The sequence below is a fragment of the Streptomyces sp. NPDC050422 genome, from assembly GCF_044458665.1.
In the GTDB taxonomy this organism is placed as follows: Bacteria; Actinomycetota; Actinomycetes; order Streptomycetales; family Streptomycetaceae; genus Streptomyces.
The window spans coordinates 58,227-82,843 of sequence record NZ_JBITIE010000015.1; the positions used below are offsets into that span (position 1 = coordinate 58,227).

The window sequence follows — 24,617 nt, forward strand, 5'->3', positions numbered from 1 at the left end:
TCGATGTGGGAGCGCTTGACCAGCCACTGCTGCGAATGCATGGCCCCAGTGGAACAGGCATCCGGTGGCCCGTCAACTGACCTGAGACGTACGGCTCACAGTGTGGACAGGGTTGACAAGGTGCTGTGTACAGCGCTTACCTGCGGAGGCGGATCGGGCTGAGGGGCCCGGTCCCCGTTGTGTTCCGTGCCGAGGGCGCGCCCCGTGTTCGATCGCCGCATCCACGGAGCCCTCGCATGTCCGCACAGACAGACACCCTCCCGCCGGCACCCCCTGCCGAGCCGCTCAAGGACAACGATGCCGACCGGCTGCGGATCGTCCCCGTACGCCGGACCGGCCAGTGGGCGGCGGCCGCCGCCGTACTGATCCTGCTGGCCCTCGCGCTGAACTCCGTCATCCGCAACGACGCCTTCCAATGGGACGTCGTCGGCGACTACTTCACCACCACGGCGGTGCTGCGGGGCCTCGGGCTCACGCTCTGGCTCACCGCACTCGTGATGGTGCTCGGCTTCGCACTGGGGACGCTGCTCGCCGTCCTCAGGCTCTCCGCCAACCGCGTGCTCCAAGCGGTCGGATGGGGGTACGTGTGGCTCTTCCGGTCCACGCCGATCCTGGTCCAGCTGCTGTTCTGGTTCAACATCGGCGCGCTCTACCCGGAGATCCTCGGCGTCCGCACGGTGAACCTCCTCGGCCCCGTCACGGTCGCCGTCATCGGACTGACGCTCCACGAGGCCGCGTACGCGGCGGAAGTCGTCCGCGGCGGCATCCTGTCCGTGGAACGCGGACAGCTGGAGGCCGCCCAGTCACTCGGCCTCGGCCCGTGGCGACGGCTGCACCGGATCGTGCTGCCGCAGGCCATGCGCTCCATCGTGCCGCCCGCCGGGAACATGCTGATCGGCACCCTCAAGGGCACCTCGATCGTCAGCATCATCGCCGTGCAGGACCTGCTGTACTCGGTCCAGCTCGTCTACCACCGCACCTACCAGGTCATCCCGCTGCTGCTGGTCGCCACCCTCTGGTACGTCGTCGTCACCTCGCTGCTCAGTGTCGGCCAGCACTACGTCGAGCGGTACTACGCGCGCGGCACCGGGGACGCGCGGTGAGCGCCGCAGCGACGCTGGTCGTCATCGGGGCAGGACCGCGCGGCACCGGCCTCGTCGAGCGCATCGCCGCCAACGCCCCCTCGCTGTACGGCGTCCGGCCGCTGGACATCCACCTCGTCGACCCCTTTCCGCCCGGCGGCGGCCGGATATGGCGCCATGAGCAGTCGCCGCTGCTGTGGATGAACTCCATGGCCGAGGACGTCACCATGTTCACCGACGACACCGTCCGCCTGGAGGGCCCCGTACGGCCGGGGCCGGCGCTCGACGCCTGGGCGGCCGACGTGCGCGAGGGACGGACCGAACCCGGACCGGATGTCGCCGCCGCACCCGGACTCCGCGCCGAGATCGAGGCGTTGAAGGGGGACGACTTCCCGAGCCGGCGGCTGCAGGGCGCCTATCTGCGCTGGGTGTACGAGCAGTCGGTGGCCGCGCTCCCGCCCACCGTCACCGTCCATGAGCACCGCGGCCGGGCCCTGCGCGTCACGGGCCCCCGCGGCGGCCGCCAGTCCGTCCACCTGGAGGGCCGCGCCGAACCGCTCACCGCCGACCTCGTGGTCCTCACCCTCGGCCACCTGGACGCCGAACCGGACGACGAGCAGCGGCGGCTGTCCCGCTTCGCGGACCGGCACGGGCTCGTCCACCTGCCGCCCGACTTCACCGCCGACAGCGATCTGAGCTCCCTGCCGGCGGGCGAACCCGTCATCGTCCGGGGCTTCGGACTCGCCTTCATCGACCTGATGGTGCTGCTCACCGAGGGCCGCGGCGGACGGTACGAGGACGGCGCGTACCTGCCCTCCGGCAAGGAACCCGTCCTGTACGTCGGATCGCGGCGCGGTGTCCCGTACCACTCCAAGATCGGATACGTCCGGCCGGGCGAACGGCCGCCGCTGCCGCGCTTCTTCGGTCCCGACCGGACCGATGAGCTCCTGAGCAGGGCGGAGCCGCCCGACTTCCGCCGCGACATATGGCCCCATGTCGACAAAGAGCTCGGCTACGCCCACTACCACCGGCTCTTCGCCGCCCACCCGGAACGCACCACGGCCGACTGGACCGCCTTCGAGGAGAAGTACGCGGCCGCCGACCCCGGCAGCGCCGAACTGCGGGCGGTGATCGCCGCGGCCGTCCCCGACCCCGCCCACCGGCTCGACCTGGCGGCGCTCGACCACCCGCTGGACGGGGTGCGCCACCCCTCGGCCGCCTCGTTCCAGGAGGCGACGCGCGCCTACATCACCGCCGACCTGGACCGCAGGCACGACCCGGGGCACAGCGAGGACCTCGCCGTCTTCCTCGGACTGCTCTCCGTATACGGCCAGTTGATCCGCTTCCCCGACATCGGGGAATGGTGGCACGGCTTCTTCAGCTACCTCGCCTCCGGGCCGCCGGGACCCCGGCTGCGGCAGCTGCTCGCTCTCTCCCGGGCCGGTGTCGTCCGCTTCCTCGGTGCCGGGACGACGGTCGAGACCGACGAGGAGCTGGGCCTGTTCCGGGCGGCCGGCGCCACCGTGCCGGGGGAGCGGATCGAGGCCCGCGCCCTCGTCGAGGCCCGGCTGCCCGACCCCTCGCCGCGACGCACCCGCAGCACCCTGCTCCGGGCGCTGCACGAGGACGGGGCCGCCGCCACCGCCACCGGACTGCTCGCCGTCGACCCCGGCGACGGCCGGATCCTGGACCGCGACGGCCTCCCGCACCCCCGCCGCTTCGCCCTCGGCCCGCACACCGCAGCGCGCACCAGCGGCGCCTTCACCCGGCCACGCACCGGCGGTCCGGCCTTCGGGCAGAACGATGCCACCGCACGCGCGGTTCTCACCTTCCTTCGCGACTCCGACGGCACCGATGGCTGACCGGCGCGCGCACTCCCGATCCGAAGCACCCGAGGACACCACCATGAAGACGACCAGCCGCCCCGAGAAGAGCGCAACCGCCCACGAACAGGCCGCGCCCATGGTCGAGATCCGGGGCGTGCACAAGAGCTTCGGCTCCCTCGAGGTCCTGCGCGGCATCGACCTGTCCGTACGCCCCGGCGAGGTGACCGTGATCCTCGGCCCCTCCGGTTCCGGGAAGTCCACCCTGCTGCGCACCGTCAACCACCTGGAGAAGGCGGACCGGGGATCGATCACCGTGGACGGGGACTTCGTCGGCTACCGCAGGAAGAACGACAAGCTGTACGAACTTCCCGAACGCGAGGTCCTGCGCCGCCGCACCCGGATCGGCTTCGTCTTCCAGAACTTCCACCTCTTTCCCCACCTCACCGTCCTGGAGAACGTCACCGAGGCCCCGGTGGCCGCGCTCGGCCGCACGAAGCAGCAGGCCGCAGCCACCGCGCACCGGCTCCTGGCCCGCGTCGGACTCGACGACAGGGCGACGGCGTACCCGCGACAGCTCTCCGGCGGTCAGCAGCAGCGCGTCGCCATAGCCCGGGCCCTCGCCCTCGAACCGAAACTGCTGCTCTTCGACGAGCCCACCTCCGCACTCGACCCCGAACTGGTCGGCGAGGTCCTCGACGTCATCAAGGACCTTGCGGAGCAGGGCACCACGATGATCGTCGTCACGCACGAGATCGGCTTCGCCCGCGAGGTCGCCGACACCGTCGTCTTCATGGACGAGGGACGGATCGTCGAACAGGGCCCGCCCGCCGAGGTGCTCGACCGGCCGCGCCACGAACGCACCCGCGCCTTCCTCTCCAAGGTGCTGTGACCCGGCACCCCGGGGCCATGAAGCCACTTCCGAACCCCTCCGAAAGAGCCCCCCATGTCTTACCCCCTCCGCCCGCTCCACCTGGCTGCCGAGATCGGCGGCCCGCCCCGCTACGACCCTGTTCACCACACCGGCCTCGCCCAGCTCGCCGAGCGCGGGGCCCTCGACTTCGTCACCCTCGGCGACTCGTTCGCCCGGCCGGGGCCCGACGCGCTCGCCGCGCTCTCCCGGGTCGCACCGGCCACCCGCAGGATCGGACTGGTCCCCACGGTCACCACCACCCACACCGAGCCCTTCCACGTGTCGTCCGCCGTGGCCACCCTGGACTGGGTCAGCCGCGGCCGGGCCGGCTGGTGCGTGGACGTCTCGACGACCGCCGCCGAGGCCCGGTTGTTCGGCCGGGGCCCCGCCGCGCCCGCCGCCGCACTGTGGGAGGAAGCGGGCGAGGCCGCCGAGGCGGGTGCGCGTCTCTGGGACAGCTGGGAGGACGACGCCGAGATCCGGGACGCCGCCACCGGACGCTTCCTCGACCGCGACAAGCTGCACCGCACCGACTTCGAGGGCGCCGCCTTCGGCGTCCGCGGCCCCGCCGTCGTACCCCGGCCGCCGCAGGGCCACCCCGTCACGGTCGTCGACGGCACCGCGGAGCAGGCCAGGGAGACCGCCGCCCGCCACGCCGACGTGGTGCTCGTCCGCGCCGGCACTCCCGAACGGACCGCCGGGATCCGCGACGACGTGCTCCGCCGCGCAGCGGCCCACGGACGCGACCCCGGGACGCTGCGGGTGCTCGCCGCGCTCACCGTCGACCTCGGCGACGCCGAATCGACCCCGGAACCGGGGCTGGAGAGCGGGCTGCCGCTCGCCGGGCACGGCACGTACTACCGGGGCGGCCCGGTCGACCTCGCCGACCTGATCACCCAGTGGCACCGGTCCGGAGCCGTCGACGGCTTCCACCTCACCCCGATCACCCCCGGGCGCGACCTCGAACGGATCGTCAACGGCACCGTGGCCCTGCTCCAGCACCGCAGCCTGTTCCGCACCTTCTACCCCGGCGGCACGCTCCGCGAGCACCTGGGCCTGGCCCGGCCGGCCAACCGGTACGCCCGCCGAGGAGAACGGGTATGACGGCCGCCCCGCAACAGATGCATCTCGCCGCGCACTTCCCGGGGGCGAACGGCACGACCGTCTGGAACGATCCACGCTCCGGCAGTCAGATCGAGTTCGCCTCCTTCGAACACCTTGCGCGGACGGCCGAACGCGGGCTGTTCGACTTCCTCCTCATCGCCGAGGGGCTCCGGCTGCGCGAGCACCGTGGCCTGATCAACGACCTGGACGTGGCCGGTGGTCCCGAGCCCCTCACCGCGCTCGCCGCGCTGTCGGCCGTCACCGACCGGCTCGGTCTCGCCGCCACCGTCAGTGCCACCTTCACCGAGCCCTACGAGCCGGCCCGCCGCCTCGCCACCCTCGACCACCTCAGCGCCGGCCGGGCCGCGTGGAACGTCTCCCTCTCCGCCGACACCTTCACGGGTGAGAACTTCCGGCGCGGCGACCCCCTCGACCGGGCCGGCGAGTACGCCCGCGCCGCCGAGTTCGTCGCCACCGCCCGCGAGCTGTGGGACTCCTGGACCCCCGACGGCGCCCCGCGCCCCTTCGCGCACCACGGCCGGCACTTCTCCGTCGAGGGCGAGTTCACCGTCCCGCGCTCCCCGCAGGGGCACCCCGTCGTCATCCGGGCGGGGGACTCCGCGGAGGACCGCGAGCTCGCCGCGTCCACCGCCGACATCGTCCTCACCCGGCACGGCACCCCGGAGGCGGGCCGGGCCCTTCGCGCCGACATCAAGGGGCGGCTCGCGAAGTACGGCCGGGAGCCCGGCGGGCTGAAGGTCATGTGCGGCGCCGGCGTGGTGCTGGGCGACAGTGACACCGAGGCGCGGGAGCGGGCGGCCGGAATCCGGCTCCAGCAGGTCTCGCCGCAGCGCGCGATCCTGGCACTGGAGCAGGTCTGGGGCCGCGACCTGTCCTCGTACGATCCCGACGGGCCGCTCCCCGAGTGCGACCCGGCCCCCCGCCCGGCGCCGGCCCGGCACGGTGACGCCCGCGCGGTCGCGGCGCGCTGGCGCGAGCTGTCCCGGGCGAAGGGCCTGTCCATCCGGCAGACGGTCATCGAGGCGACGGACCGTCAGCCGTTTGTGGGCAGCCCGCGGACCGTCGCGGCGCAGATGACCGAACGCGTCGCCACAGGAGCCGCCGACGGCTTCCTCCTCGTACCCCATCTCATCCCCGGCGGCCTCGACGACTTCGTCGACCGGGTCGTCCCGCTCCTCCAGGAACGGGGGGTGTTCCGCACCGCGTACACCGGCTCCACGCTGCGGTCGCACCTCGGTCTCGCCGAGCCGGTATGGAAAGGTTGACCGCATGAGCACGGACGCACAGCAGCAGGCAGCGCGGGACTGGAACCACTGGCACCAGGAGCGGACCGCCACGGTCGCCGCTCCGTACGGGCCGCTCTCCCTCACCGGCACCCACTGGCTCTCCGACTACCCGGAAGGTCGAATTCCGGCCGTCCCGGGCCACTGGCAGGAGGACGGCGAGGAGGTGGTGCTCACCGCCGGCCCCGGGGACGGACTGAGCGTCGGCGGGAAGCCGTTCACCGGCCAGGTCCGGCTCGGCGCCGACCGCGGCCCGATCGACGGCTCCCGGGTGGCGCACGGCGAGCGTCGGCTCGTCGTGCTGAGCCGCGAAGGCATGTGGGCGGTACGGGACTTCGACCCGGACTCCGCGGCACGACGCGCCTTCCGTGCCATCGAGGCCACACCGTACGACCCGCGCTGGGCCGTCGCGGGCCGCTTCCGTCCGTACGACACCTCCCGCACCGTCCGGGTCGAGAACGCCGACGGCGTCGAGCGCGGGCTGGGGCTCGGCGGGGAGATCGCCTTCGAGCTGGACGGCGCCCGGCACACGCTCCAGGTCGCCGTGGAGAGCGACGGCTCGCTCTGGGCGGTCTTCGCGGACGCCACCAGCGGGGACACCAGTTACCGCTTCCGGTTCCTGCGGCCCGCCGCACCGGCCGAGGACGGGTCGGTGACGGTCGACCTCAACCGGGCGCTGCTGCCGCCCTGCGCCTTCGCGGACCACTTCATCTGCCCCTTCCCGCCGCCGGGCAACACCCTCCCCGTCGCCGTCGAGGCGGGGGAGCGGACCCGGACCGACGGCTGAACCACCCCTTCCGCCGCCTCCACCCGCCCGCGTCCGGCCCCGGCAGACCCTCGTCCGCCGGAGCCGGACGCGCTGCCGGGGGAGCGCAACAGCCCGGCAAGCTCAGGCCAAAAGGCGCCCTTGCGCCGGAAGTTGACGCCTTGAATACTCCCGAGCAGCGCTTGTCAGGGGCACGGCACATCCGGAATTCGGACGGACGGCCGGGCCCATGACTGCGCCTCACGGGTCCGACCACCCCACGGGCGGACCCCCGACTCCCCTCGGGAGGAAACAAGTGAGGATCAAGCGCACCACCCCCCTCAGCGGTTCCGCGAGACGCACCAGGGCCGTCGGCATCGCCGCAGGTCTCGTGGCGATCGCCGCACTCGCCGTCCCCAGCGCACAGGCCAGCTCCACCGGAACGTACAGCGCGAACCAGCTCTCCGCCGCGAGCGATGCCGTCCTCGGAGCCGACGTGGCCGGTACGGCCTGGAACGTCGACCCCGTGACGAAGAAGGTCGTGGTCACGGCCGACAGCACGGTCTCCGCCGCGGAGATCCAGCAGATCAAGGACTCGGCGGGCGCCAACGCGGGCGCCCTGCGCATCGAGCGCACCTCCGGGAAGTTCAGCAAGCTGCTCTCCGGCGGCGACGCCATCTACGCCCCGGGCTGGCGCTGTTCCCTCGGATTCAACGTCCGCAGCGGCAGCACGTACTACTTCCTGACCGCCGGCCACTGCACCGACGGCAACCCTCCCTGGTACACCAACTCCGCCAACACCACCTACATCGGCCCGACGGTCGGCTCCAGCTTCCCGACCAACGACTACGGTCTGGTCCGGTACGACAACGCCTCCGTCGCCCACGCCGGCACCGTCGGCAGCGTCGACATCACCAGTGCGGCCAACGCCACGGTCGGGATGTCCGTCACCCGCCGCGGCTCCACGACCGGCATCCACAGCGGCAGCGTCTCCGCACTCAACGCCACGGTCAACTACGGCAACGGCGACATCGTCTACGGCATGATCAAGACGAACGTGTGTGCGGAGCCCGGCGACTCCGGCGGCCCGCTCTACTCCGGCTCCAAGGCCATCGGACTCACCTCGGGCGGCAGCGGAAACTGCAGCTCCGGTGGTACGACGTTCTTCCAGCCGGTCACCGAGGCCCTCAGCGCGTACGGCGTCAGCGTCTACTGACACGCAGGTTGGCCGGTTCTGTCCCCCGGAACCGGCCCTTCCCTCGAAAGCGCAAGTCGAACACGCCGAGCCCCCGCCCGAATTGTGGGCGGGGGCTCCCGCTGACCCCGCGGCTTTTGAGAGGATGTGACACAGGACGGTCACGCAGGAGCAACGGGGGCGGATGCTGCGCCTCCCGGAGGGATGCCCTCCGGGACCACCCCCGGCAGACACCCCAGGGGGTTCCAGGTCCGTGAAACGTATCGGAGTGACCGGTCACCGCAGCATTCCGGAGGAAGCCCACGAACACGTGCTGGCTTCGATACGTGCGGCGTTCCACGGGTTCGACGGTTCGGTGGAGGCGCTGTCCAGTCTGGCCGTCGGGGCGGATCAGCTCTTCGCCGACCTCGCGCTCGCCCACGGCGCCCAGCTGACCGTCGTCATCCCCAGCGGCGACTACGAGAACTGCTTCGCCGACGGGGACGAACTGGCCCGCTACCGGGCGCTCAAGGCCCGTGCGGTGCGGGAGGTCAGGCTGGACTACCCGCACTCCACCGACGAGGCGTACTACGCGGCCGGCGCGTACATCGCCGACCACTGCGACCGGCTGATCGCCGTGTGGGACGGCCGCCCCGCCCGCGGCCTCGGCGGAACGGGGGACATCGTGACGTACGCCCGGGGGCTCGGCCGCCCGGTGACGGTGATCTGGCGCGACGGGGTCGAGCGGAGCTGACCGGCCGCGCGTGCGGTGGCAGGAGGCGCTGTGCCGTCTGTCGTCACGGGCGGGCGCCGGGGCCCTCACATCTGGTGCCGGGCGAGCCAGTCCGTGTGCTGGGGGGAGACGATGCGCTCGGTCTCGAACACCGCCCGCGGCCACTGGCGCTCGTTCAGTGTCGTCTCCATCGCTATCTGCATCGACTCCAGATCCTTCTCCACCAGGGAGTGGGCCGAGATCAGCGGATGGTGGCGGCGCATCTCGGCCCAGGCGAGACAGGCGGCGGCCGCGGCGGAGAGGACCCCGGTCAGTGCGAAGGACTGGCCGACCGAGAAGGCCCTGAGCAGGGCGAGGACCAGGGCGAGGGCCGTCAGCACGGCGATGGTGGTCGACCAGACCAGGGTGGCCCGCCGGGACACCTCCTGACGCCTGCGATACCAGCTGCGCTGTTCGATCAGCCGGTCGCGTACATAGGTTTCCTTGCGCACGGTGAATGCCTTCTCCCGTAATGAGCGCATGGAATCGGTGATGAGACCGCCGGAATCGGCCGTCCGGTCCCGGGGATCGGACCAGCCCACCTTGCGGAGCTCCTGCAGCCCTTCTTCGAGCCGGTTGGCGAACACCGCTTCGGGGTGCTGTGTGCCGGTGTCGAAAGGTGAACCATGCACCGAGTAACGCCAGCACATCGATTTGATGAACTCTGCCGCGGAGCGATTGAGTTGCCAATGCGACTTTGCTTTCCGCCGGGAGGTGAGGTAGGTGGTGACCAGGACGCCGAGGTAGGCCAACACTGCAGCGAAGTCGGTGAGTTGGAGCGTGCCCGCAACCTCCGCGCGCCAGGGCAGCGCGGCCGGGATCGTGCCCCCGACCAGCAGGATGAGCTGCCAGCGGGTGGTATTCACCGACTCCCGCTGGCGGGCGATCGCAATGGCGTCCGTGTGGTGAAAGAGCTCCGGCAGATCAGCGTTCCTGAAGACCATGCTCTGCAGTGGTCCGGGAATCGCCGTCATGTTCACTCCCGTCTGCGGTTATGTCATCACCCTGATGGCGGAATCTATCGTTCCGCTCGATCGGGGCCGGTCCCGTGTGACGCTCTCGTTCCAAGTGGGCGTCCTCAGTTGCCAACCCAGGCCATGAGAGTAAAGTCGTGCCGCCGGACACTGCAATGGTGCAGGTGCCAACGCTGGTTTCCTGTCCGGAACCATTCCATCGGAACGAATCCCCTCAAGGACGGCCGTGAAGACCACTGAATCCTCTCTCTCCTTCGCTGTTGCGAAGAAGAGCCGTGTGCCGCTCGCCGCGATCGACGCGCGTGGTGGCGAAGCAGCCAGGAAGCTCGGTCGGGTGCATGTCGCCTCCGCCGGTCGCCCCAGCCAGGCATCCACCTTCAACTCCTCCCTCTGATCCCCTCGTACGGATCACTCCGCCGGGACGGCCGGTCTGCCGGATCACCCTTCCGGGCTGGCTAGAATGGCGGAATGACTGGACCCCTGGTCCCTTTCCGTGAAGTAGTCCTCAAGGTTCACAGCAGGTGTGATCTTGCCTGTGACCATTGCTATGTCTACGAACATGCCGATCAGAGCTGGCGAACCCGTCCGAAAACAATCTCTGACGAAGTCATTTTCCGGACTGCTCAGCGGCTGGCTGAGCATGCCAAGACACACGCACTGCCCTCCGTGTCAGTGATCCTGCACGGAGGGGAGCCTCTGCTGGCGGGCCCCGCCCGGCTGCGGCGCATCTGCGAAGAGCTGACCTCCGCCTTCGACGGCATCGCCGCCCTCGATCTCCGGATCCACACCAACGGCCTGCAGCTCAGCCCGCGCTATCTCGACCTCTTCAGCGAGTACGGCGTCAAGGTGGGCATCTCCCTCGACGGCGACCGCGCGGCCAACGACCGGCACCGCCGCTTCGCCGACGGGCGCAGCAGCCACCCCCTGGTGCTCAAGGCCGTCGAGCTGCTCCGGCAGGAGCGCTACCGTCATCTCAACCTCGGCCTCCTGTGCACCATCGACATCGAGAACGACCCGGTCGCGGTCCTCGACGCACTCACGGAGCTCGACCCTCCGCTCATCGACTTCCTGCTTCCCCACGCGACCTGGGACGACCCGCCGCCGCGGCCGGACGGATCGCCCACCGCCTACGCCGACTGGCTCCTCGCGGTCTTCGACCGCTGGCAGGAGCAGGGGCGTCCGGTGCCGGTGCGGATCTTCTCCTCGGTCGCCTCCACGCTCAACGGCGGCCCCAGCCTCACCGAGTCACTGGGCCTCGCGCCGACCGACCTCGTGGTCGTCGAGACCGACGGCAGTCTGGAGCAGGTCGATTCACTGAAGAGCGCCTACGAGGGGGCTGCGGACACCGGCTTCGACGTCTTCGCGCACGCCTTCGACGAGGTCGCGGCGCACCCGGGGGTGCGGGCCAGGCAGCTCGGGCTGGAGGGGGTCAGCGAGACGTGCCGCCGCTGCCCCGTCGTGCGTTCGTGCGGTGGAGGCCTGTACACCCACCGGTACCGCTCCACGGGCGCCGGTGAGGGGTTCGACAACCCGTCCGTGTACTGCCACGACCTCGCCGCCCTGGTGCGCGGCATCGAGACCCGTACGCCCGCCGACGCCGTGGCGCCCGAGGTGGCCGATCCGGCCGAACTGCGCGCGGCCCAGGAGGACCTCACCCGTACCCTGCTGGCGCGGCTGCACGCCGACCTGGACGGCAGGGGCGGTGAGCGGTGGGCGCAGGCGTGGGAGTTGGCGGCGGTGCTGGAGGGCTCGGAGGAAGGGGCCCGGGGTCTGGACGGCGTACTCGCCCATCCGTACACGCGTACCTGGCTGCTCGACGCGCTGGACGCCCTGCACGAGGACCGGGCGGGGGCGGCCTCCGGTGCCGCGGACGGGCTGCAGACCCTTCTCGCCTCGGCCGTCGTGCGCGCCGGCCTCGACCTGCGGGTGCCGGCGCCCTACCGCGACGGCGGGCTCGTCCTGCCCACCCTGGGGCGGCTGGCGGTCGCCGGGCCGGGGGAGCGCGGCACCGTGCTGGTGCGCGCGGCGGGGGACGGCTTCCTGGCGGTTTCCGCCGCCGGTTCGGCGGAGCGGCGGATCCGGCGGTCCGACGCGGCCGAGCCCGGCTGGCTCCCGGTGCGCGGGTTCGCCCTGCCGGGCGCCCCGTTCCCGGGCCACGGCTTCGTGATCGACGACCTGGACCCGTACCGGGACTGCTTCGGCGCACCCGTCGCGGCCACGCTCGACGCGGCGGCGGCAGGTCGCCTGGGCGACGCGCTCGCCGAGGCGTGGGCGCTGATCGAGGAGCGGGCTCCCGCCCACGGCGCGGGGTCCGCCGACGTCCCGTTCACCTTCACCCCGCTCATCGGCGTGGCGCCGGGCGAGCCCTCGGTGGGGCGGCACGGGTACGGCGCGCTCGGCATCGGGGCGGACGAGGACGCCGGCACGCTGGCGCTCACGCTGCTGCGCGGCGTGCGGCGGGCGAGATTCCGGGCACTTGTGGACGTCGCGGATCTTTACGCGGCGGACGGCTCCTGGGAACATCGAATGCCCTGGAAGGAAGAATTGGTTCCGTTTTCCCGGCTGCTGGCCGCTGCCTATGAACGGCTGGCCCTCGCGGCATTCGATCCCCGGTACCGGGACGGCGTTCCGCAGGCGCTCGACACGCTGGAAGGGGCCGCCGAACTCACCGTCGGCGGGAAACGGCTGGTGGCTCTGATGCGAAAAGAATTCTGAATCTCGTATTCCGGTTCGATGGGGAGGGCGGGCGCAGACTCGGGACAACCGGGAGGAACAGTCCCAGACCGCATTCATGCAGGAGTGTGATCGACAGGGCCCAGGAACAGATGACTGAAAAGTGGCGTTGATTGACCGAACGTCATGGGGGTGGAGCAAGGTCCGCTCCGGAATGATGAATTCGCTCGCATTCTCTTCACTCCTCGGGTGCGGGTGCTCACACAGGACGGGGGTCGTGTGCACGCGACGACGCAGCAGCGAGCGGCGGACCATCGGCCGTACTTCTTCTTGAGTTACGCCCACACACCGGGGTACGGCGGTGGCACGGACCCCGACATGTGGGTCGAGCGGCTCTTCCAGGATCTCTGTGGCCATGTGATGGCCATGACCGATCTGCCCGCGGGCGCACCCGCGGGCTTCATCGACCGCGAGATACGTTCCGGTGAGGGCTGGTCGGAACGGCTCGGCGAGGTGCTCGCCACCTGCCGGGTGTTCGTGCCGCTGTTCTCGCCGCGCTACTTCGCCAGCGAGATGTGCGGCAAGGAGTGGTACGCGTTCGCCCAGCGCGCCATCCACTACCGGGCCCGCTCCAACCAGCCCGCCGAGGCGATCGTCCCGGCGCTCTGGGTGCCGGTGCCGCCCAGCCAGCTGCCCGGACCGGCCGAGCGATTACAGTTCAACCACCGTGATTTCGGGGACCGTTACGTCAGCGACGGACTGTACGGACTGATCAAGCTCAAACTCTTCAACGAGGAGTACGAGCGTGCGGTGTACGAGCTCGCCAAACGCATCGTCAGCGTCGCGGACACCGTACGGATCGGAACCGGCCGCCCCGTCGACTACCGGCTCGCGCCCAGCGCCTTCGGCTCACCGAGCAGCATGGCCGCCGGCGGCCCCCGCCCCATGCAGGTGACCATCGCCGCCGCCACCCGCCATGACCTGCCCGAGGGGCGCAACGCCGACTACTACGGCGACAACCCGCAGGACTGGAACCCCTACCACCCGGACGCCGCACGGCCCCTGGCCTACGTCGCCGAGGACCTGGTGCGCTCCCTCAACTACCAGGCCACCATCACCTCCTTCGACGAGGAGGCCGGACTCCCGGTCGGCAAACAGCCCCCGACCACACCGGAGATCCTCCTCGTCGACCGCTGGGCGCTCCAGGACGAGGACCGGTGCCGGCGGCTCGCCGCCTTCGACGCGGAGAACCGCCCCTGGGTGACGATGGTCGTGCCGTGGAACCGCGACGACCACGAGAGCAGGGCCGCCGAGGCCGAACTGACCGCCAAGCTGGAGCGGACGATGCCGACCAAGATGCGCCAGGGGCGGGCCTACTGCCGTGCCGCCGCCAAGGGCGTACCGAGCATGGAGGCCTTCGGCCAGATCCTGCCGCAGGTGGTCGAGGTGGCCGCCCAGCAGTACCTGAGACACGCGGCCGTCTACCTGCCCGCCACCGGCGGCGGAGGACCCACCGAACGGACTCGCCTGATGGGACCGATGGCGCAGACCCAGTACATCCCCGAGACACATGACGCTGCGACGGATGCGGAGGACACGGATGACGGCCAGTCGTGACGGGCGCATCGTCACCTTCTACTCGTACAAGGGCGGTACCGGGCGCACCATGGCCCTGGCCAACACCGCCTGGATTCTCGCCGCCAACGGCAAACGGGTACTGGCTGTCGACTGGGACCTGGAGGCCCCCGGACTCCACCGGTTCTTCCACCCGTTCCTCGACCCCTCGACCCTCGGCGCCACCACCGGTGTCATCGACCTGATCACCGAATACGCCTGGGCCGCGACCAGCCCGGTGCACCGGGCCGACGACTGGCACCGGGACTACGCCCGGATCCAGCCGCACGCCGTCTCGCTCACCCCCGAGGCGCTCGGCTGGGAGTTCCCGCACGGCGGGACGCTCGACTTCGTCTCCGCCGGACGGCAGAACCGCGAGTACTCCGCGACCGTCTCCACCTTCGACTGGGACAACTTCTACGACCGGCTCGGCGGCGGCCACTTCTTCGACGCCCTGCGCGACGACATGAAGGCGAACTACGACTACGTCCTCATCGACAGCCGCACCGGCCTCAGCGACATCGCCGACATCTGCACCGTCCACCTGCCCGACGTGCTCGTCGACTGCTTCACCCTCAGCGACCAGTCCATCGACGGCGCCGCCTCGGTCGCCCGGCAGATCTCCGAGCGGTACACCGGCCGCCCCATCTCCATCTTCCCCGTCCCGATGCGGATCGACGAAGGCGAGAAGGAGAAGGCGGACGCCGGACGGGCCCTGGCCCGGCTGAAGTTCGACCGGCTGCCCCGCGACCTGTCGGGCGACGAACTCACCGCCTACTGGGGTGCGGTGGAGATCCCGTACCGCCCCTACTACGCGTACGAGGAGACGCTGGCCACCTTCGGCGACGAGGCGGGGCTCACCAACTCCCTCCTCTCCGCCTTCGAACGGCTCACCTCCGTCATCACCGGCCAGGAGATCACCTCGATGCCCCCGGTCGGGGAAGAGGTGCGGCTGCGCATCCGGGACGCGTTCACCCGGCGCAGGCCCGCGCTGCCCGCCGATCTCTTCCTCAGCTATGTGGCGGAGAACCGGATGTGGGCCGACTGGATCGAGTCCGTGCTCACCCGGGCAGGCTTCCGCGTCGTGCCCCGTGACGTGTCCGCCGAGCGGGGGCCCGAGGAGGTGACGGCCGGCGCCGCGGAGAACGCCGTGCGGACCGTGGTCCTCCTCTCCAGCGCGTACCTCAAGTCGCAGCGCGCGGTGAACCTCTGGGACCGGGCCGTCTCCGAGGACCCGGGCGGCGGGCGGCGCCATCTGCTGCCGCTCAGGGTCGGTGACGTACGCCTGTCCGCGCCCTACATCGACCGCAACCCCGTCGATCTGTTCCGGCTCGACGAGGTGCACGCCACCGCCGCCCTGTTACGCGCCCTGGACCGGCCCGTACAGCTCACCGACGCGGTCTCGCCCGGCCCGCGCTTTCCCGGCACCGTCCCCCGGATCTGGAACGCACCGCCGCGCAACCCCGGCTTCACCGGCCGCTCCCTGGTCCTGGAGCGGATGCGTGACCAGCTCGGCGGCGGCATGGCCGTCGTACTGCCGCAGCCGCAGACCCTGTACGGACTCGGCGGCGTCGGCAAGACGCAGGTCGCCCTGGAGTACGTACACCGGTTCATGGCCGACTACGACCTGGTCTGGTGGATATCGTCCGAGCAGACCGACGACGTCGTCGCTGGGCTGGCCGAACTCGCCGTCCGGCTCGGCGCCCAGGGCGGCGACGACATGGCCGCCGCCTCCCAGGAGGCCGTCGACATGCTGCGCCGCGGCGTGCCCTCGGACCGCTGGCTGCTCGTCTTCGACAACGCCGACGATCCGGAACGGCTCCGGCGCTACTTCCCGCAGGGCGGCTCCGGCCACATCCTGGTCACCTCCCGCAACCAGGCCTGGTCCCAGCACGGCGACGCACTGCCCGTCGACGTCTTCCTGCGCGAGGAGTCCATCGAGCACCTCCAGCGCCGGGCCCCGGGTCTGAGCGACGAGGACGCCGCCCAGGTGGCCACCGCGGTGGGCGACCTGCCGCTCGCCGTCGAACAGGCGGCGGCCTGGATCGCGGAGACCGCCACCCCGATCGACACCTACCTGGAACAGCTGGCCCAGCAGGCCCCGGAGGTCCTGGCGCTCAACCAGCCGGCCGGCTACCCCGAGCCCGTCGCCGCGACCTGGAACATCTCCATCCAGCGTCTCAAGGAGCGCTCGCCCGCCGCGGTGCGGCTGCTCCAGCTCTGCGCCTTCTTCGCCCCGGAGCCGATCTCGGGGAACCTGCTGTACAGCAAGGAGATGATCGAGGCGCTGAAGCCGTACGACGCCTCGCTCCAGGAGAAGCTGGTGCTGGGCCGGGTCATCCGGGAGATCGGCCGGTTCGCCCTCGCCAAGGTCGACCAGGTCTCCAACTCCATCCAGGTACACCGGCTCGTCCAGGCCGTCATCCGGGCCCAGCTCACCGAGGAGGAGCAGCGGGACGCCCGGCACGCCGTGCACCGCATCCTGGCGGGTGCCAGGCCCGATGACGACGAGCCGATCGACAACCCGGCCAACTGGCCGCAGTTCGCCTCGATATGGCCGCACCTGGGCCCGTCCGACGCCCGCAACTGCAAGGAGCCCGAGGCCCGCAGGCTCCTGATCGACCGGGTGCGCTACCTGTGGAAGCGCGGTGACTTCAGGACGGCCACCACGCTCTGCGAGGAGCTGCGCGAGATCTGGCGCGAGACGCTGGGCGAGCGGGACATCCAGTACCTCTACCTCTGCTTCCACCTCTCCAACATCTACCGTTCGCGCGGCCGGTACGTGGAGGCCATGGAGCTCGACGAGATCACCCTGGCGACCCAGCGGGAGGTGCTGGGCCCGGAGCATCCGCACACGTACATGAGCACCAGCAGCCTGGCCACGGACCTCGGCACGCTCGGCGAGTACACCAGGGCGATCGAGCTGGCGACCGAGGCCACCGACGGGTTCAACCAGATCTTCCACGACTCGCACCCCAGGGCCCTGGCCGCCGCCAACAACCTGGCGTTCACCCTGCGGTCCATCGGCCAGTACGCCAAGGCCCGCGAGATCGACCAGGACGTCTTCGACCGGCGCCGCGAGGTGCTCGGAGAGGAACACCCGTACAGCCTCTCCTCGGCCATGAACCTGGCCCGCGACCTGCGGGACGTCGGACGGTACGAGGACTCGGTCGGCATCCTCAGCCGTACGTACGACAGCTACAAGGCCACACTCGGCCGGTCCTTCCCCGGCACGCTCAGCGCGGCCAAGAGCCTGGCGGTCTCGCTGCGCCGGGCGGGCCGGCTGGAGGACGCCCGCCGGCTCACGGTGGCGACCAGGGCCCGGTACAAGGCCAAGTACACCTCCGCCAACCCGGAGTCGTTGGCCTGCGACCTCAATCTGGCGGCCGACCTGTTCGCCGCCGGCGAGACGGCCGACGCACGGACCACCGCCCAGGAGGTCGTCGACCAGTACATGAAGGTGCCGGGCGAGAAGCACCCGTACACCCTGGCCGCCCTGAACAACCTGGGGGTCTACCTCTGGGGGAACGGTGCGGCCGAGGAGGCGGAGCAGGTGCTGACCCGGGTGGTCGCCTCGATGCGCGAGGTGTACGGGCGGGAGCACCCCAACACGCTGTTCAGCGTGATGAACCTGGCCAACGCCACGGCGGAACGCGGCGATGTCGACGTGGTGCTCAAGACCGAGCGGGCACTGGCGGTGCAGTTCCGGGACGTGCTGGGCGCACACCACCCGGAGACGCTGGCCATGAAGTCGAACATGGCGGTCACTCTCGGGGCGATGGGGCGCAAGGACGAGGCGCTCCATGTCAGGGCGGAGACGGTCGAGGAGCTGGCCCGGCAGCTCGGTGACGAGCATCCGCTCACCCGGATCGCCCGCGACGACCGCCGGTTCCAGCGCGAACTGGAACCGCAGGCGGTGTGATGCACGACGGGAGCGCCCGGCCGGTGGCCGGGCGCTCCCGTCGCTTCCGCCGCTCAGCCTCTGGACGTGTCCAGCAGCCAGGTGAGGATGCGGGGGAGTGCGTGCAGCGCGTCGAAGTGCGCGGCCGCCGGTTCCACCACGACGGTGGCGCCCGGGATGCGGCTCGCCAGCCAGCGGGTGTGCCCGACCGGTGAGAACACGTCCTTCTCGCCGTGCCACAGCAGCACCGGACCGGTGATGGCGGCCGGGTCGAACCCCCACGGGTGACTGAACGCGAGCGCGTCGTCGATCCAGCCGTACGCCGAAGTGCGCAGCCCTTCGCGGTAGTTGCGCAACAGCATGGTGCGCACGCCGGCGTCGTTGACCACCATCCGGTCGGAGTCGGTCAGCTCCCGGCGCAGATCGTCGATCAGCCGCACCGGATTCTTCCTGATCACCGCGGACCGCGAGATGAACGACTCCGCGAGCCCGTCCGGGTCGGAGCGTGCCGTGGTGTATGCCAGCACGTTGGAGGGGGCCATCCCCTCGAACCAGTCGAGGCCGTCGGCGTCCCGGGGGGCCAGCCCGACCAGGGCGGCGGTACGCGTGACCCGCTCGGGCATCAGCGCGGCGCAGGCCAGAGCGTGCGAGGCGCCACCGGAACGGCCCACCACGGCGAACCGGTCGAGGCCGATGTGGTCCGCGATGGCCCGTACGTCCTGGACGGCGTCGGCGACGGATCTGCCCGGCAGCCGGTCGGAGTCGCCGTATCCCGGCCGGTCGTAAGTGATCAGCTGTGTCTTGCGCTGGTACAGCACCATGCCGCGCGGCGCCGGACCGAGCCTGCTGCCGGGCATCCCGTGCAGCAGGAAGACCGGTCTGCCGCGAGGATCCCCCAGACGCTCCACCACCAGTTGCCGCCCGTCGGCCGCGCGCACCCGACTGCGCACTCCGTGCCTCCTCGCGATTCCTGCGGGCACGACGTGCCCGGCTTTCCCCGCACCATCCGATGATGACCCATCAGAGGCGATCCCGGGATGGCGCGTGGGGAGAATCTGGGCGGCCGGCGAGGAGGAGTGGGGCCGGGGTGCGCCGGGAATCGGACCCCCAGGGGCGAATACCGGACAGGACTAGTCCTCACCCGCTGCCGACCGGACGGTCGCACCGGGTGTTCGCAGATGGAATCGACGCGCTGTGACCTCCGGAAGTGAACGTGACACGACCGAACCGGTGGTGTCGTGTGTGCGTCCTGAAGTCGACCTTGTGTGCTAACTACCCGGTCGGAATAGTGGGCGCCCCATCCTCCGCGTACGGGCGACCCCACATCATCCGCGCGCGGCCCCACAGGAGGTCGAAGTTGAAGCATCGACGCATGTCCAGGAAGCGCGCAGTGCTGGCCGGATCGGCCGTGGTCGCCCTGGTCGCAGCAGGAGTGACGTTCCAGAGTGCGAACGCCAGCGACGACGTACCGCAGTTCACCGCGCGGACGCTTGACGCGGTGGCGGCCGGAAAGCTCGCCACCGGTCTGGGCAAGGACCTGGGCGCCGACGCGGCCGGCGCGTACTACGACGCCACGTCGAAGAACCTCGTGATGAACGTGGTCGACGACGCCGCAGCCGAGCAGGTACGGCAGGCGGGCGGCAAGGCCAGAGTCGTGCAGAACTCGCTCGCCGAGCTGAAGTCGGCCCGGCAGACCCTGACCGGCAAGGCAACGATCCCCGGCACCTCATGGGCCACCGACCCGGTCAGCAACAAGGTGGTCGTCACGGCCGACCGTACGGTCAAGGGCGCTGCCTGGCAGAAGCTCAGCTCGGTGGTCGAGGGGCTGGGCGGAAAGGCCGAGCTCAAGAGGACCGCCGGGGAGTTCAAGCCGTTCATCGCGGGCGGCGACGCCATCTGGGGCAACGGCGGGCGCTGCTCGCTGGGCTTCAACGTGGTCAAGGGCGGCGAACCGTACTTCCTGACCGCCGGGCACTGCACCGAGGCGATCTCCAGCTGGTCGGACTCCCAGGGCGGCGCGGAGATCGGTACGAACGCCGGCTCGTCGTTCCCCGACAACGACTACGGCCTGGTCAAGTACACCTCCGACACCGCGCACCCCAGCGAGGTCGACCTCTACAACGGCTCCGCCCAGCCGATCACCAAGGCGGGCGAGGCGACCGTCGGGATGACGGTGACGCGCAGCGGCTCCACCACCCAGGTGCACGACGGTGAGGTGACCGGCCTCGACGCCACGGTCAACTACGGCAACGGCGACATCGTCAACGGCCTCATCCAGACGACGGTCTGCGCCGAGCCGGGCGACAGCGGCGGCTCGCTCTTCGCCGGCGACACGGCGATCGGCCTGACCTCGGGCGGCAGCGGCGACTGCTCTTCGGGCGGTGAGACGTTCTTCCAGCCGGTGCCGGAGGCGCTGTCGGCGTTCGGGGCGGAGATCGGCTGACGGTCTGCGTGCGGTGAGAGCGAAGACGTAGCCCTCTTCCGAGCCTGCCGCATGACCACGGGCTCCGTCCGCATCAGTCGCCTGATGCGGACGGAGCCCGTTGTTCCGTTCAGGACGCCTTGCCGGTACTACCCGCGCGCGAGCGAGCCACGAACGCCACCCACTCGTCGCGGCCGACCCGCAGTACCGGTCCGTCCTCCGTGGCCTTCGGGGCCCGTACGTACACCGCACCCCTCGGTGGTGGGACGGACCAGCGTCGCGTGGGTCATTCCTCGGAGAAGTGATGGGTAGCACGCCGGTTGGGCTGCGAGACAGCGGCCAGGCGGTGGGGTGGCCACAGGTCGTCCCGCTCGTTGAGACTCAGTTCCGAACCTCGGCGCAGCAGCCAGATGACCTCGGACTGGAAGTGCAGTACTGCGTCGCCCGGCGCTCGGTCCAGCAGTCCGGAGACCAGACGAATCATGTCGTCCTGCTGATCCGAGTAGTCGCTGGGCCTGGCGGGTTGGAACGCGGCCCACACGGTCGGGGTGAATCCGAGATCGGCGATGACGGGACTCCACGACCGTGTCTCCTTGCCGACGCGGATCCACATGCCCTTCGCGGTCAGTGCGCCGTCATCGAGGACCAGCTCAGGGGTGATGGAGTCGTCGAACAGCCCTGCGGTACGTGCGATGTCGCAGAGTTCGTGGGCGACCTGCGAAGCGGACTGTTCTGTCGCCATGTCGAGGTCGTAGGAGATGCTCATGCGGATTGTCCTTCTCTCCCAAAACTCAGTCGCACCGGTCCGCGCGGATCTGTTAGGAAGTCAGGATGTCTTCTCGGCGCCCCATGCTTCCACGTTCGGCACCGGCTGTCTCCGGGATATCGTCCCGTTCGATCGCCCTGCTGCTGGACCGGCTCGAAGCGCGATCCGTCGAGTGCCACTCGATCATGGTCGTGCACCGCGGTCACGTCGTCGCCGAGGGCTGGTGGGCGCCGTACTCGGCCGACCGCCCGCACCTCCTCTACTCGCTGACCAAGTCGTTCACGTCGATCGCCGTGGGGCTCGCGATCGCCGACGGGCTGCTCTCGCTGGACGACCGGGTGGTGGACGTGCTGCCCGACCACGTACCGGCCGGCGTCTCGGAGCAGGGAAGCCGCCTCACCGTTCACCACCTGCTGTCCATGACAGCCGGGCATCCCACGGACAGCCTCACCGACGCATGGGACTCGGAGCCCGACGACTTGGTGAAGGGCTTCCTGCGCCTGCCGTTCGCCGCGGCGGAGGGAACGCGGCACACCTACGACAACTCGACCACCTTCGTCCTGGCCAGGATGGTGGAACGTGTCACGGGCCGCGGTCTTCCGGAGTTCCTCGACGAGCGTCTCTTCAAGCCGATGGGCGTCGATCACGCCGAGTGGGACCGGGTGGCGAGCGGTGCCGCCTTCGGATTCCAGGGCCTGCACCTGACGACCGAGGCCGTCGCCGCCTTCGGTGAACTGCTGCTGCGCGGAGGCGTTTGGGGCGACGAGCGACTGGTCCCGCGCGACTGGGTGGAGGTCGCGACCGCACGGCACATCGACAGCCTGCCGTTCCAAGAAGAATCGGCCGACGCCGACTTCTCCTGCGGTTACGGCTACCAGTTCTGGATGTCGCGTCACGGGTACCACGGCCATGGCGCCTTCGGGCAGCAGTGCGTGGTGGTCCCGTCGCACGAGCTCGTGGTCGCCGTGACCGCCCAGGGAGAGTCCCAGGAAGTGCTCGACGCCATGTGGGAGTGCCTGCTGCCCGGAGTGGGCCATGGGGGAAGCGTCCAGGACGACGAGGTGCTTGCCGATCGGCTGCGCCGCCTGTCGCTGCCGTCGGTGCAGGGATCGGCCGACCCGGAGCGGTCGGTCAGGGCGGGACTGGACTCCTCGGCCGAGGAGTCGGCTCTGCCCGAGGGGACGACAGTGATCGTCGATCCCACCGACGGCGGATGGCGCGTACGGTTCGAGTCGCTCTTCGACATCGAGGTGGGCCATGGTGCATGGCGCGAATGCTCGCCGCTCGGCCGGCCCGTCGTCGCGGCCGGAGCCTGGCAGGGCAACACGTTCGTCGCCGATCTGTACGTCATCACCACGCCGCACCGCGTCCGGCTGGTGATCGACGCCGACGCCGGCACCGCCACGGCGCTGTGGAGCACCCTGCCGCTCACCGGGCCCGACATGACTCTGCATGTGCGGTCGCCGTTGATGACGCGGCCCGACGTCGCGTAGGGGGTAGACGAGAGCGACGGTTCATGGACGAGCTCTGCGGTCAGGCGGACTGAGGCAGTCCGGCGGTGCCCGCCTTCGCCGGTGCGACTCCGAAGATGTCCACCGCGTGGTAGTACGTCCAGGCCGTGGCGTTGCACGAGGTCAGCTTCGCGCCCGAGTAGGCGGCGCAGACGCGCTTGAGATCCGAGTAGAGGGCGGAGTCGAGGCGGGCCTTGTTGGCGGAGAACGTACCGGCGGCCTTGTAGTTGCGGTAGCCGAAGTCGTGGCGGGCGCAGGCCGTCTGGAACGGGAAGCCGAACGGGTTGTCGGGCGAGGTGCTGCAGTAGTCCGTCGACCAGTCGAAGCCGTAGGCGGCCCATGCGCCCTGGTTGTTGCGGGCGGCGTTCCAGGAGTTGTAGCTGGAGGCGCTCGTCTGGGTCCAGGAGCTGAGGACCTGGGGCTTGTCCGCAGGGGCGGCCGATGCGGATGCGGTGGGCAGCAGGGCGAGCGGGAGCGAGAGGGCGACGGTGCCGAGCAGCATGGCGACGTGGCGACGCATGGCATTCTCCGTGGGGTGAGGAGGAGTTGGGGCGGCCGTGCACCTCGTGGGTTCATGAGGTCGCCCCAGGATGCCGCCATGTACCTGTCATGCCTAGTCGTTGCGCCGACTGGACGCCGGGAATTGACGTGTTCGTCGAGCGATGGCCATGAGGACGCCGCTGCCGCCCCTGCTTGTGGGCGGGGGCGGCAGCGGCAGTGAGGAGTGGTGAAGGGGGGGTACGGGGTGGCCCCCGCTAAGCCAGCGTCGAGCCCCCGCCCGCCGCCCCCGCGAGCGGGGAGTCCGTGGCATCCGCCGTCTCCGGCTTCTTCCGCATCGCCATCAGCAGGGTGATGACCGTGCCCACCACCGCCCACGCGGACAGCACCAGCAGTGGACCGGTCACCGCGTTGCCCCTGAAGTACGCGATCGAGCGTGCCGTCCAGGTGGAGGCGCCCGGCGGCAGGGCGGGGCCGATCGCTCGCCAGAAGTCCGGGAGCATCGGGAGCGGGAAGGCGCCGCCCGCGCTCGGGTTGCCCGCGATCACCACGATCAGGACGGCCAGGCCGATGCCGACGATGCCGGTGAGCGCTTCCAGGGCGAGCGTGATCATGCCGACCGCGAAGACGGTCAGCGCGCCCAGGCCCGACATTCCCCAGAAGGACCCGGGCAGGGCTCCGAGGATCGGGCCGATGATGATCGCGCCGCCGATACCGCCCGCGATCGAGTACAGCGCCATGACGCCGGTCCGGATCACCGCGCGCTGACGGTTGGCGGGACGGCTGCCCGCGCTGATCGCCAGGATCGAGGCGCAGAGGTAGCCGCCCACGCACCAGCCCACGGCCAGGTAGAACGAGGAGAGCCCGTCGAAGTCCTGCTTCGAGGCCGGGGCCACGTCCACGGCGCGTGCCGTGCGGTGCTGGGTGAGCTCGGCCTCCTTGATGATCTTCGTCAGGGAGGTGGCCAGGACGGTGCCCCCGCCGGAGGCGACCAGCACGGTGTCGGTCGTGCCCCTGGGGTTGACGATCAGGGCGCCGTCGATCTTGCGGTCGAGGATCTGTTGGCGAGCGGTGGCCGCGTCGGTGACCGTGCGGGGGTCCAGGGGATCGCCGGGGAGGTTCTTCAGTTCGGTGACGAGCCGGGCGGACACCTGTTGAGGTGCGACGACACCGAAGGGGACGTCCGTGGCCTTCGGGTTATGGAGCGCTCCGATATAGGACGCGATGAACAGCAGTTGCAGCGCCAGCACGCCGGTGACGAGCAGTGCGGCCCGTGGAGTGACGGCGTTCTTCACCTCGTCGACGAAAGTCATGCCCTCACGGTCCAGGGTGCCCGACGTT

At 70.6% G+C, this 24,617-nt stretch carries 19 protein-coding genes; 14 read left to right on the plus strand and 5 right to left on the minus strand.

The genetic code is table 11. The features are described 5' to 3' along the window. The first annotated feature begins 236 nt into the window (after window positions 1-236). The 8 genes from ACIBJG_RS24020 to ACIBJG_RS24055 all read left to right on the plus strand — a co-directional run bounded on the left by ACIBJG_RS24020 (window position 237) and on the right by ACIBJG_RS24055 (window position 8,899). Window positions 237-1,103, plus strand: coding sequence for an amino acid ABC transporter permease (locus ACIBJG_RS24020; RefSeq protein WP_399310255.1), 867 nt, complete (start codon window positions 237-239; stop codon window positions 1,101-1,103). Next, window positions 1,100-2,944 carry an FAD/NAD(P)-binding protein gene (locus tag ACIBJG_RS24025; RefSeq protein ID WP_399310257.1) on the plus strand — a complete coding sequence of 615 codons (1,845 nt, stop codon included), beginning with the start codon at window positions 1,100-1,102 and terminating at the stop codon, window positions 2,942-2,944. Before ACIBJG_RS24020 ends, ACIBJG_RS24025 begins: the two co-directional genes overlap by 4 nt. Before the next feature lie 100 nt (window positions 2,945-3,044). Beyond that, window positions 3,045-3,797 carry an amino acid ABC transporter ATP-binding protein gene (locus tag ACIBJG_RS24030; protein ID WP_399310485.1) on the plus strand — a complete coding sequence of 251 codons (753 nt, stop codon included), beginning with the start codon at window positions 3,045-3,047 and terminating at the stop codon, window positions 3,795-3,797. A gap of 54 nt (window positions 3,798-3,851) precedes the next feature. Beyond that, window positions 3,852-4,922, plus strand: coding sequence for an LLM class flavin-dependent oxidoreductase (locus ACIBJG_RS24035; protein WP_399310258.1), 1,071 nt, complete (start codon window positions 3,852-3,854; stop codon window positions 4,920-4,922). A gap of 17 nt (window positions 4,923-4,939) precedes the next feature. Further along, window positions 4,940-6,208 (plus strand): NtaA/DmoA family FMN-dependent monooxygenase, encoded by a 1,269-nt coding sequence (locus ACIBJG_RS24040; RefSeq protein ID WP_399310487.1) that lies wholly within the window; start codon window positions 4,940-4,942, stop codon window positions 6,206-6,208. Window positions 6,209-6,212: 4 nt separating this feature from the next. Continuing rightward, window positions 6,213-7,013: a DUF1684 domain-containing protein gene (locus ACIBJG_RS24045; RefSeq protein WP_399310260.1), complete on the plus strand. Its 801-nt coding sequence runs from the start codon at window positions 6,213-6,215 to the stop codon at window positions 7,011-7,013. Between the two features lie 274 nt (window positions 7,014-7,287). After that, window positions 7,288-8,187: a S1 family peptidase gene (locus ACIBJG_RS24050; RefSeq protein ID WP_399310262.1), complete on the plus strand. Its 900-nt coding sequence runs from the start codon at window positions 7,288-7,290 to the stop codon at window positions 8,185-8,187. A 232-nt stretch (window positions 8,188-8,419) separates the two neighbouring features. Beyond that, window positions 8,420-8,899 (plus strand): hypothetical protein, encoded by a 480-nt coding sequence (locus tag ACIBJG_RS24055; RefSeq protein WP_399310264.1) that lies wholly within the window; start codon window positions 8,420-8,422, stop codon window positions 8,897-8,899. Window positions 8,900-8,964: 65 nt separating this feature from the next. Here ACIBJG_RS24055 and ACIBJG_RS24060 read toward each other — a convergent pair whose 3' ends face one another. Next, a complete protein-coding gene (locus ACIBJG_RS24060; RefSeq protein WP_399310266.1) occupies window positions 8,965-9,891 on the minus strand; it encodes a DUF4231 domain-containing protein in 927 nt (308 codons plus the stop codon). A gap of 226 nt (window positions 9,892-10,117) precedes the next feature. On the opposite strand from ACIBJG_RS24060, the gene fxsA reads away from it, so the two are divergent. The 4 genes from fxsA (at window position 10,118) to fxsT (ending at window position 18,100) form a co-directional block, all read left to right on the plus strand. Then, window positions 10,118-10,285, plus strand: coding sequence for an FxSxx-COOH cyclophane-containing RiPP peptide (gene fxsA / locus ACIBJG_RS24065; protein ID WP_219571751.1), 168 nt, complete (start codon window positions 10,118-10,120; stop codon window positions 10,283-10,285). 74 nt (window positions 10,286-10,359) lie between these two features. Then, on the plus strand, window positions 10,360-12,606 hold the full coding sequence (fxsBH, locus tag ACIBJG_RS24070; protein ID WP_399310269.1) for a radical SAM/SPASM protein FxsBH, inactivated beta-hydroxylase extension form: 2,247 nt from the start codon (window positions 10,360-10,362) through the stop codon (window positions 12,604-12,606). Window positions 12,607-12,819: 213 nt separating this feature from the next. Next, window positions 12,820-14,181 (plus strand): FxsC protein, encoded by a 1,362-nt coding sequence (gene fsxC / locus ACIBJG_RS24075; RefSeq protein ID WP_399310489.1) that lies wholly within the window; start codon window positions 12,820-12,822, stop codon window positions 14,179-14,181. Continuing rightward, complete coding sequence (fxsT, locus tag ACIBJG_RS24080) at window positions 14,165-18,100, plus strand: FxSxx-COOH system tetratricopeptide repeat protein (RefSeq protein WP_399310271.1); 3,936 nt, start codon at window positions 14,165-14,167, stop codon at window positions 18,098-18,100. The genes fsxC and fxsT overlap by 17 nt, the downstream gene beginning before the upstream one ends. Before the next feature lie 53 nt (window positions 18,101-18,153). Here fxsT and ACIBJG_RS24085 read toward each other — a convergent pair whose 3' ends face one another. After that, window positions 18,154-19,029 carry an alpha/beta fold hydrolase gene (locus ACIBJG_RS24085; RefSeq protein ID WP_399310273.1) on the minus strand — a complete coding sequence of 292 codons (876 nt, stop codon included), beginning with the start codon at window positions 19,027-19,029 and terminating at the stop codon, window positions 18,154-18,156. A gap of 407 nt (window positions 19,030-19,436) precedes the next feature. Between ACIBJG_RS24085 and ACIBJG_RS24090 the strand changes: the two genes are divergently transcribed. Next, window positions 19,437-20,522, plus strand: coding sequence for a S1 family peptidase (locus ACIBJG_RS24090; protein ID WP_399310275.1), 1,086 nt, complete (start codon window positions 19,437-19,439; stop codon window positions 20,520-20,522). A gap of 265 nt (window positions 20,523-20,787) precedes the next feature. Here ACIBJG_RS24090 and ACIBJG_RS24095 read toward each other — a convergent pair whose 3' ends face one another. Further along, the gene (locus ACIBJG_RS24095) at window positions 20,788-21,267 is read right to left on the minus strand and encodes a SitI3 family protein (protein WP_399310278.1); all 480 of its coding nucleotides are present in this window, start codon (window positions 21,265-21,267) and stop codon (window positions 20,788-20,790) included. A gap of 83 nt (window positions 21,268-21,350) precedes the next feature. Between ACIBJG_RS24095 and ACIBJG_RS24100 the strand changes: the two genes are divergently transcribed. Beyond that, window positions 21,351-22,760 (plus strand): serine hydrolase domain-containing protein, encoded by a 1,410-nt coding sequence (locus ACIBJG_RS24100; RefSeq protein WP_399310280.1) that lies wholly within the window; start codon window positions 21,351-21,353, stop codon window positions 22,758-22,760. A gap of 40 nt (window positions 22,761-22,800) precedes the next feature. Here the strand turns inward: ACIBJG_RS24100 and ACIBJG_RS24105 are convergent, their stop codons facing one another. Both ACIBJG_RS24105 and ACIBJG_RS24110 read right to left on the minus strand, forming a co-directional pair. Next, window positions 22,801-23,298: a phospholipase gene (locus ACIBJG_RS24105; RefSeq protein ID WP_399310282.1), complete on the minus strand. Its 498-nt coding sequence runs from the start codon at window positions 23,296-23,298 to the stop codon at window positions 22,801-22,803. A gap of 235 nt (window positions 23,299-23,533) precedes the next feature. Beyond that, entirely contained in the window at window positions 23,534-24,589 is a 1,056-nt protein-coding gene (locus tag ACIBJG_RS24110; protein ID WP_399310284.1) for a DUF3533 domain-containing protein, read from the minus strand. Window positions 24,590-24,617 lie beyond the last annotated feature (28 nt).

What these genes read in the sequence shown, in the direction of transcription:
- ACIBJG_RS24040 (WP_399310487.1), top strand. Translation starts at nt 4,940, where the DNA reads ATGCATCTCGCCGCGCACTTCCCGGGGGCGAACGGCACGACCGTCTGG.
- ACIBJG_RS24105 (WP_399310282.1), bottom strand. Translation starts at nt 23,298, where the DNA reads ATGCGTCGCCACGTCGCCATGCTGCTCGGCACCGTCGCCCTCTCGCTC.
- ACIBJG_RS24110 (WP_399310284.1), bottom strand. Translation starts at nt 24,589, where the DNA reads ATGACTTTCGTCGACGAGGTGAAGAACGCCGTCACTCCACGGGCCGCA.
- fxsBH (WP_399310269.1), top strand. Translation starts at nt 10,360, where the DNA reads ATGACTGGACCCCTGGTCCCTTTCCGTGAAGTAGTCCTCAAGGTTCAC.
- ACIBJG_RS24100 (WP_399310280.1), top strand. Translation starts at nt 21,351, where the DNA reads ATGCTTCCACGTTCGGCACCGGCTGTCTCCGGGATATCGTCCCGTTCG.
- ACIBJG_RS24035 (WP_399310258.1), top strand. Translation starts at nt 3,852, where the DNA reads ATGTCTTACCCCCTCCGCCCGCTCCACCTGGCTGCCGAGATCGGCGGC.
- ACIBJG_RS24030 (WP_399310485.1), top strand. Translation starts at nt 3,045, where the DNA reads ATGGTCGAGATCCGGGGCGTGCACAAGAGCTTCGGCTCCCTCGAGGTC.
- ACIBJG_RS24095 (WP_399310278.1), bottom strand. Translation starts at nt 21,267, where the DNA reads ATGAGCATCTCCTACGACCTCGACATGGCGACAGAACAGTCCGCTTCG.
- fxsT (WP_399310271.1), top strand. Translation starts at nt 14,165, where the DNA reads ATGACGGCCAGTCGTGACGGGCGCATCGTCACCTTCTACTCGTACAAG.
- ACIBJG_RS24020 (WP_399310255.1), top strand. Translation starts at nt 237, where the DNA reads ATGTCCGCACAGACAGACACCCTCCCGCCGGCACCCCCTGCCGAGCCG.
- ACIBJG_RS24060 (WP_399310266.1), bottom strand. Translation starts at nt 9,891, where the DNA reads ATGACGGCGATTCCCGGACCACTGCAGAGCATGGTCTTCAGGAACGCT.
- ACIBJG_RS24045 (WP_399310260.1), top strand. Translation starts at nt 6,213, where the DNA reads ATGAGCACGGACGCACAGCAGCAGGCAGCGCGGGACTGGAACCACTGG.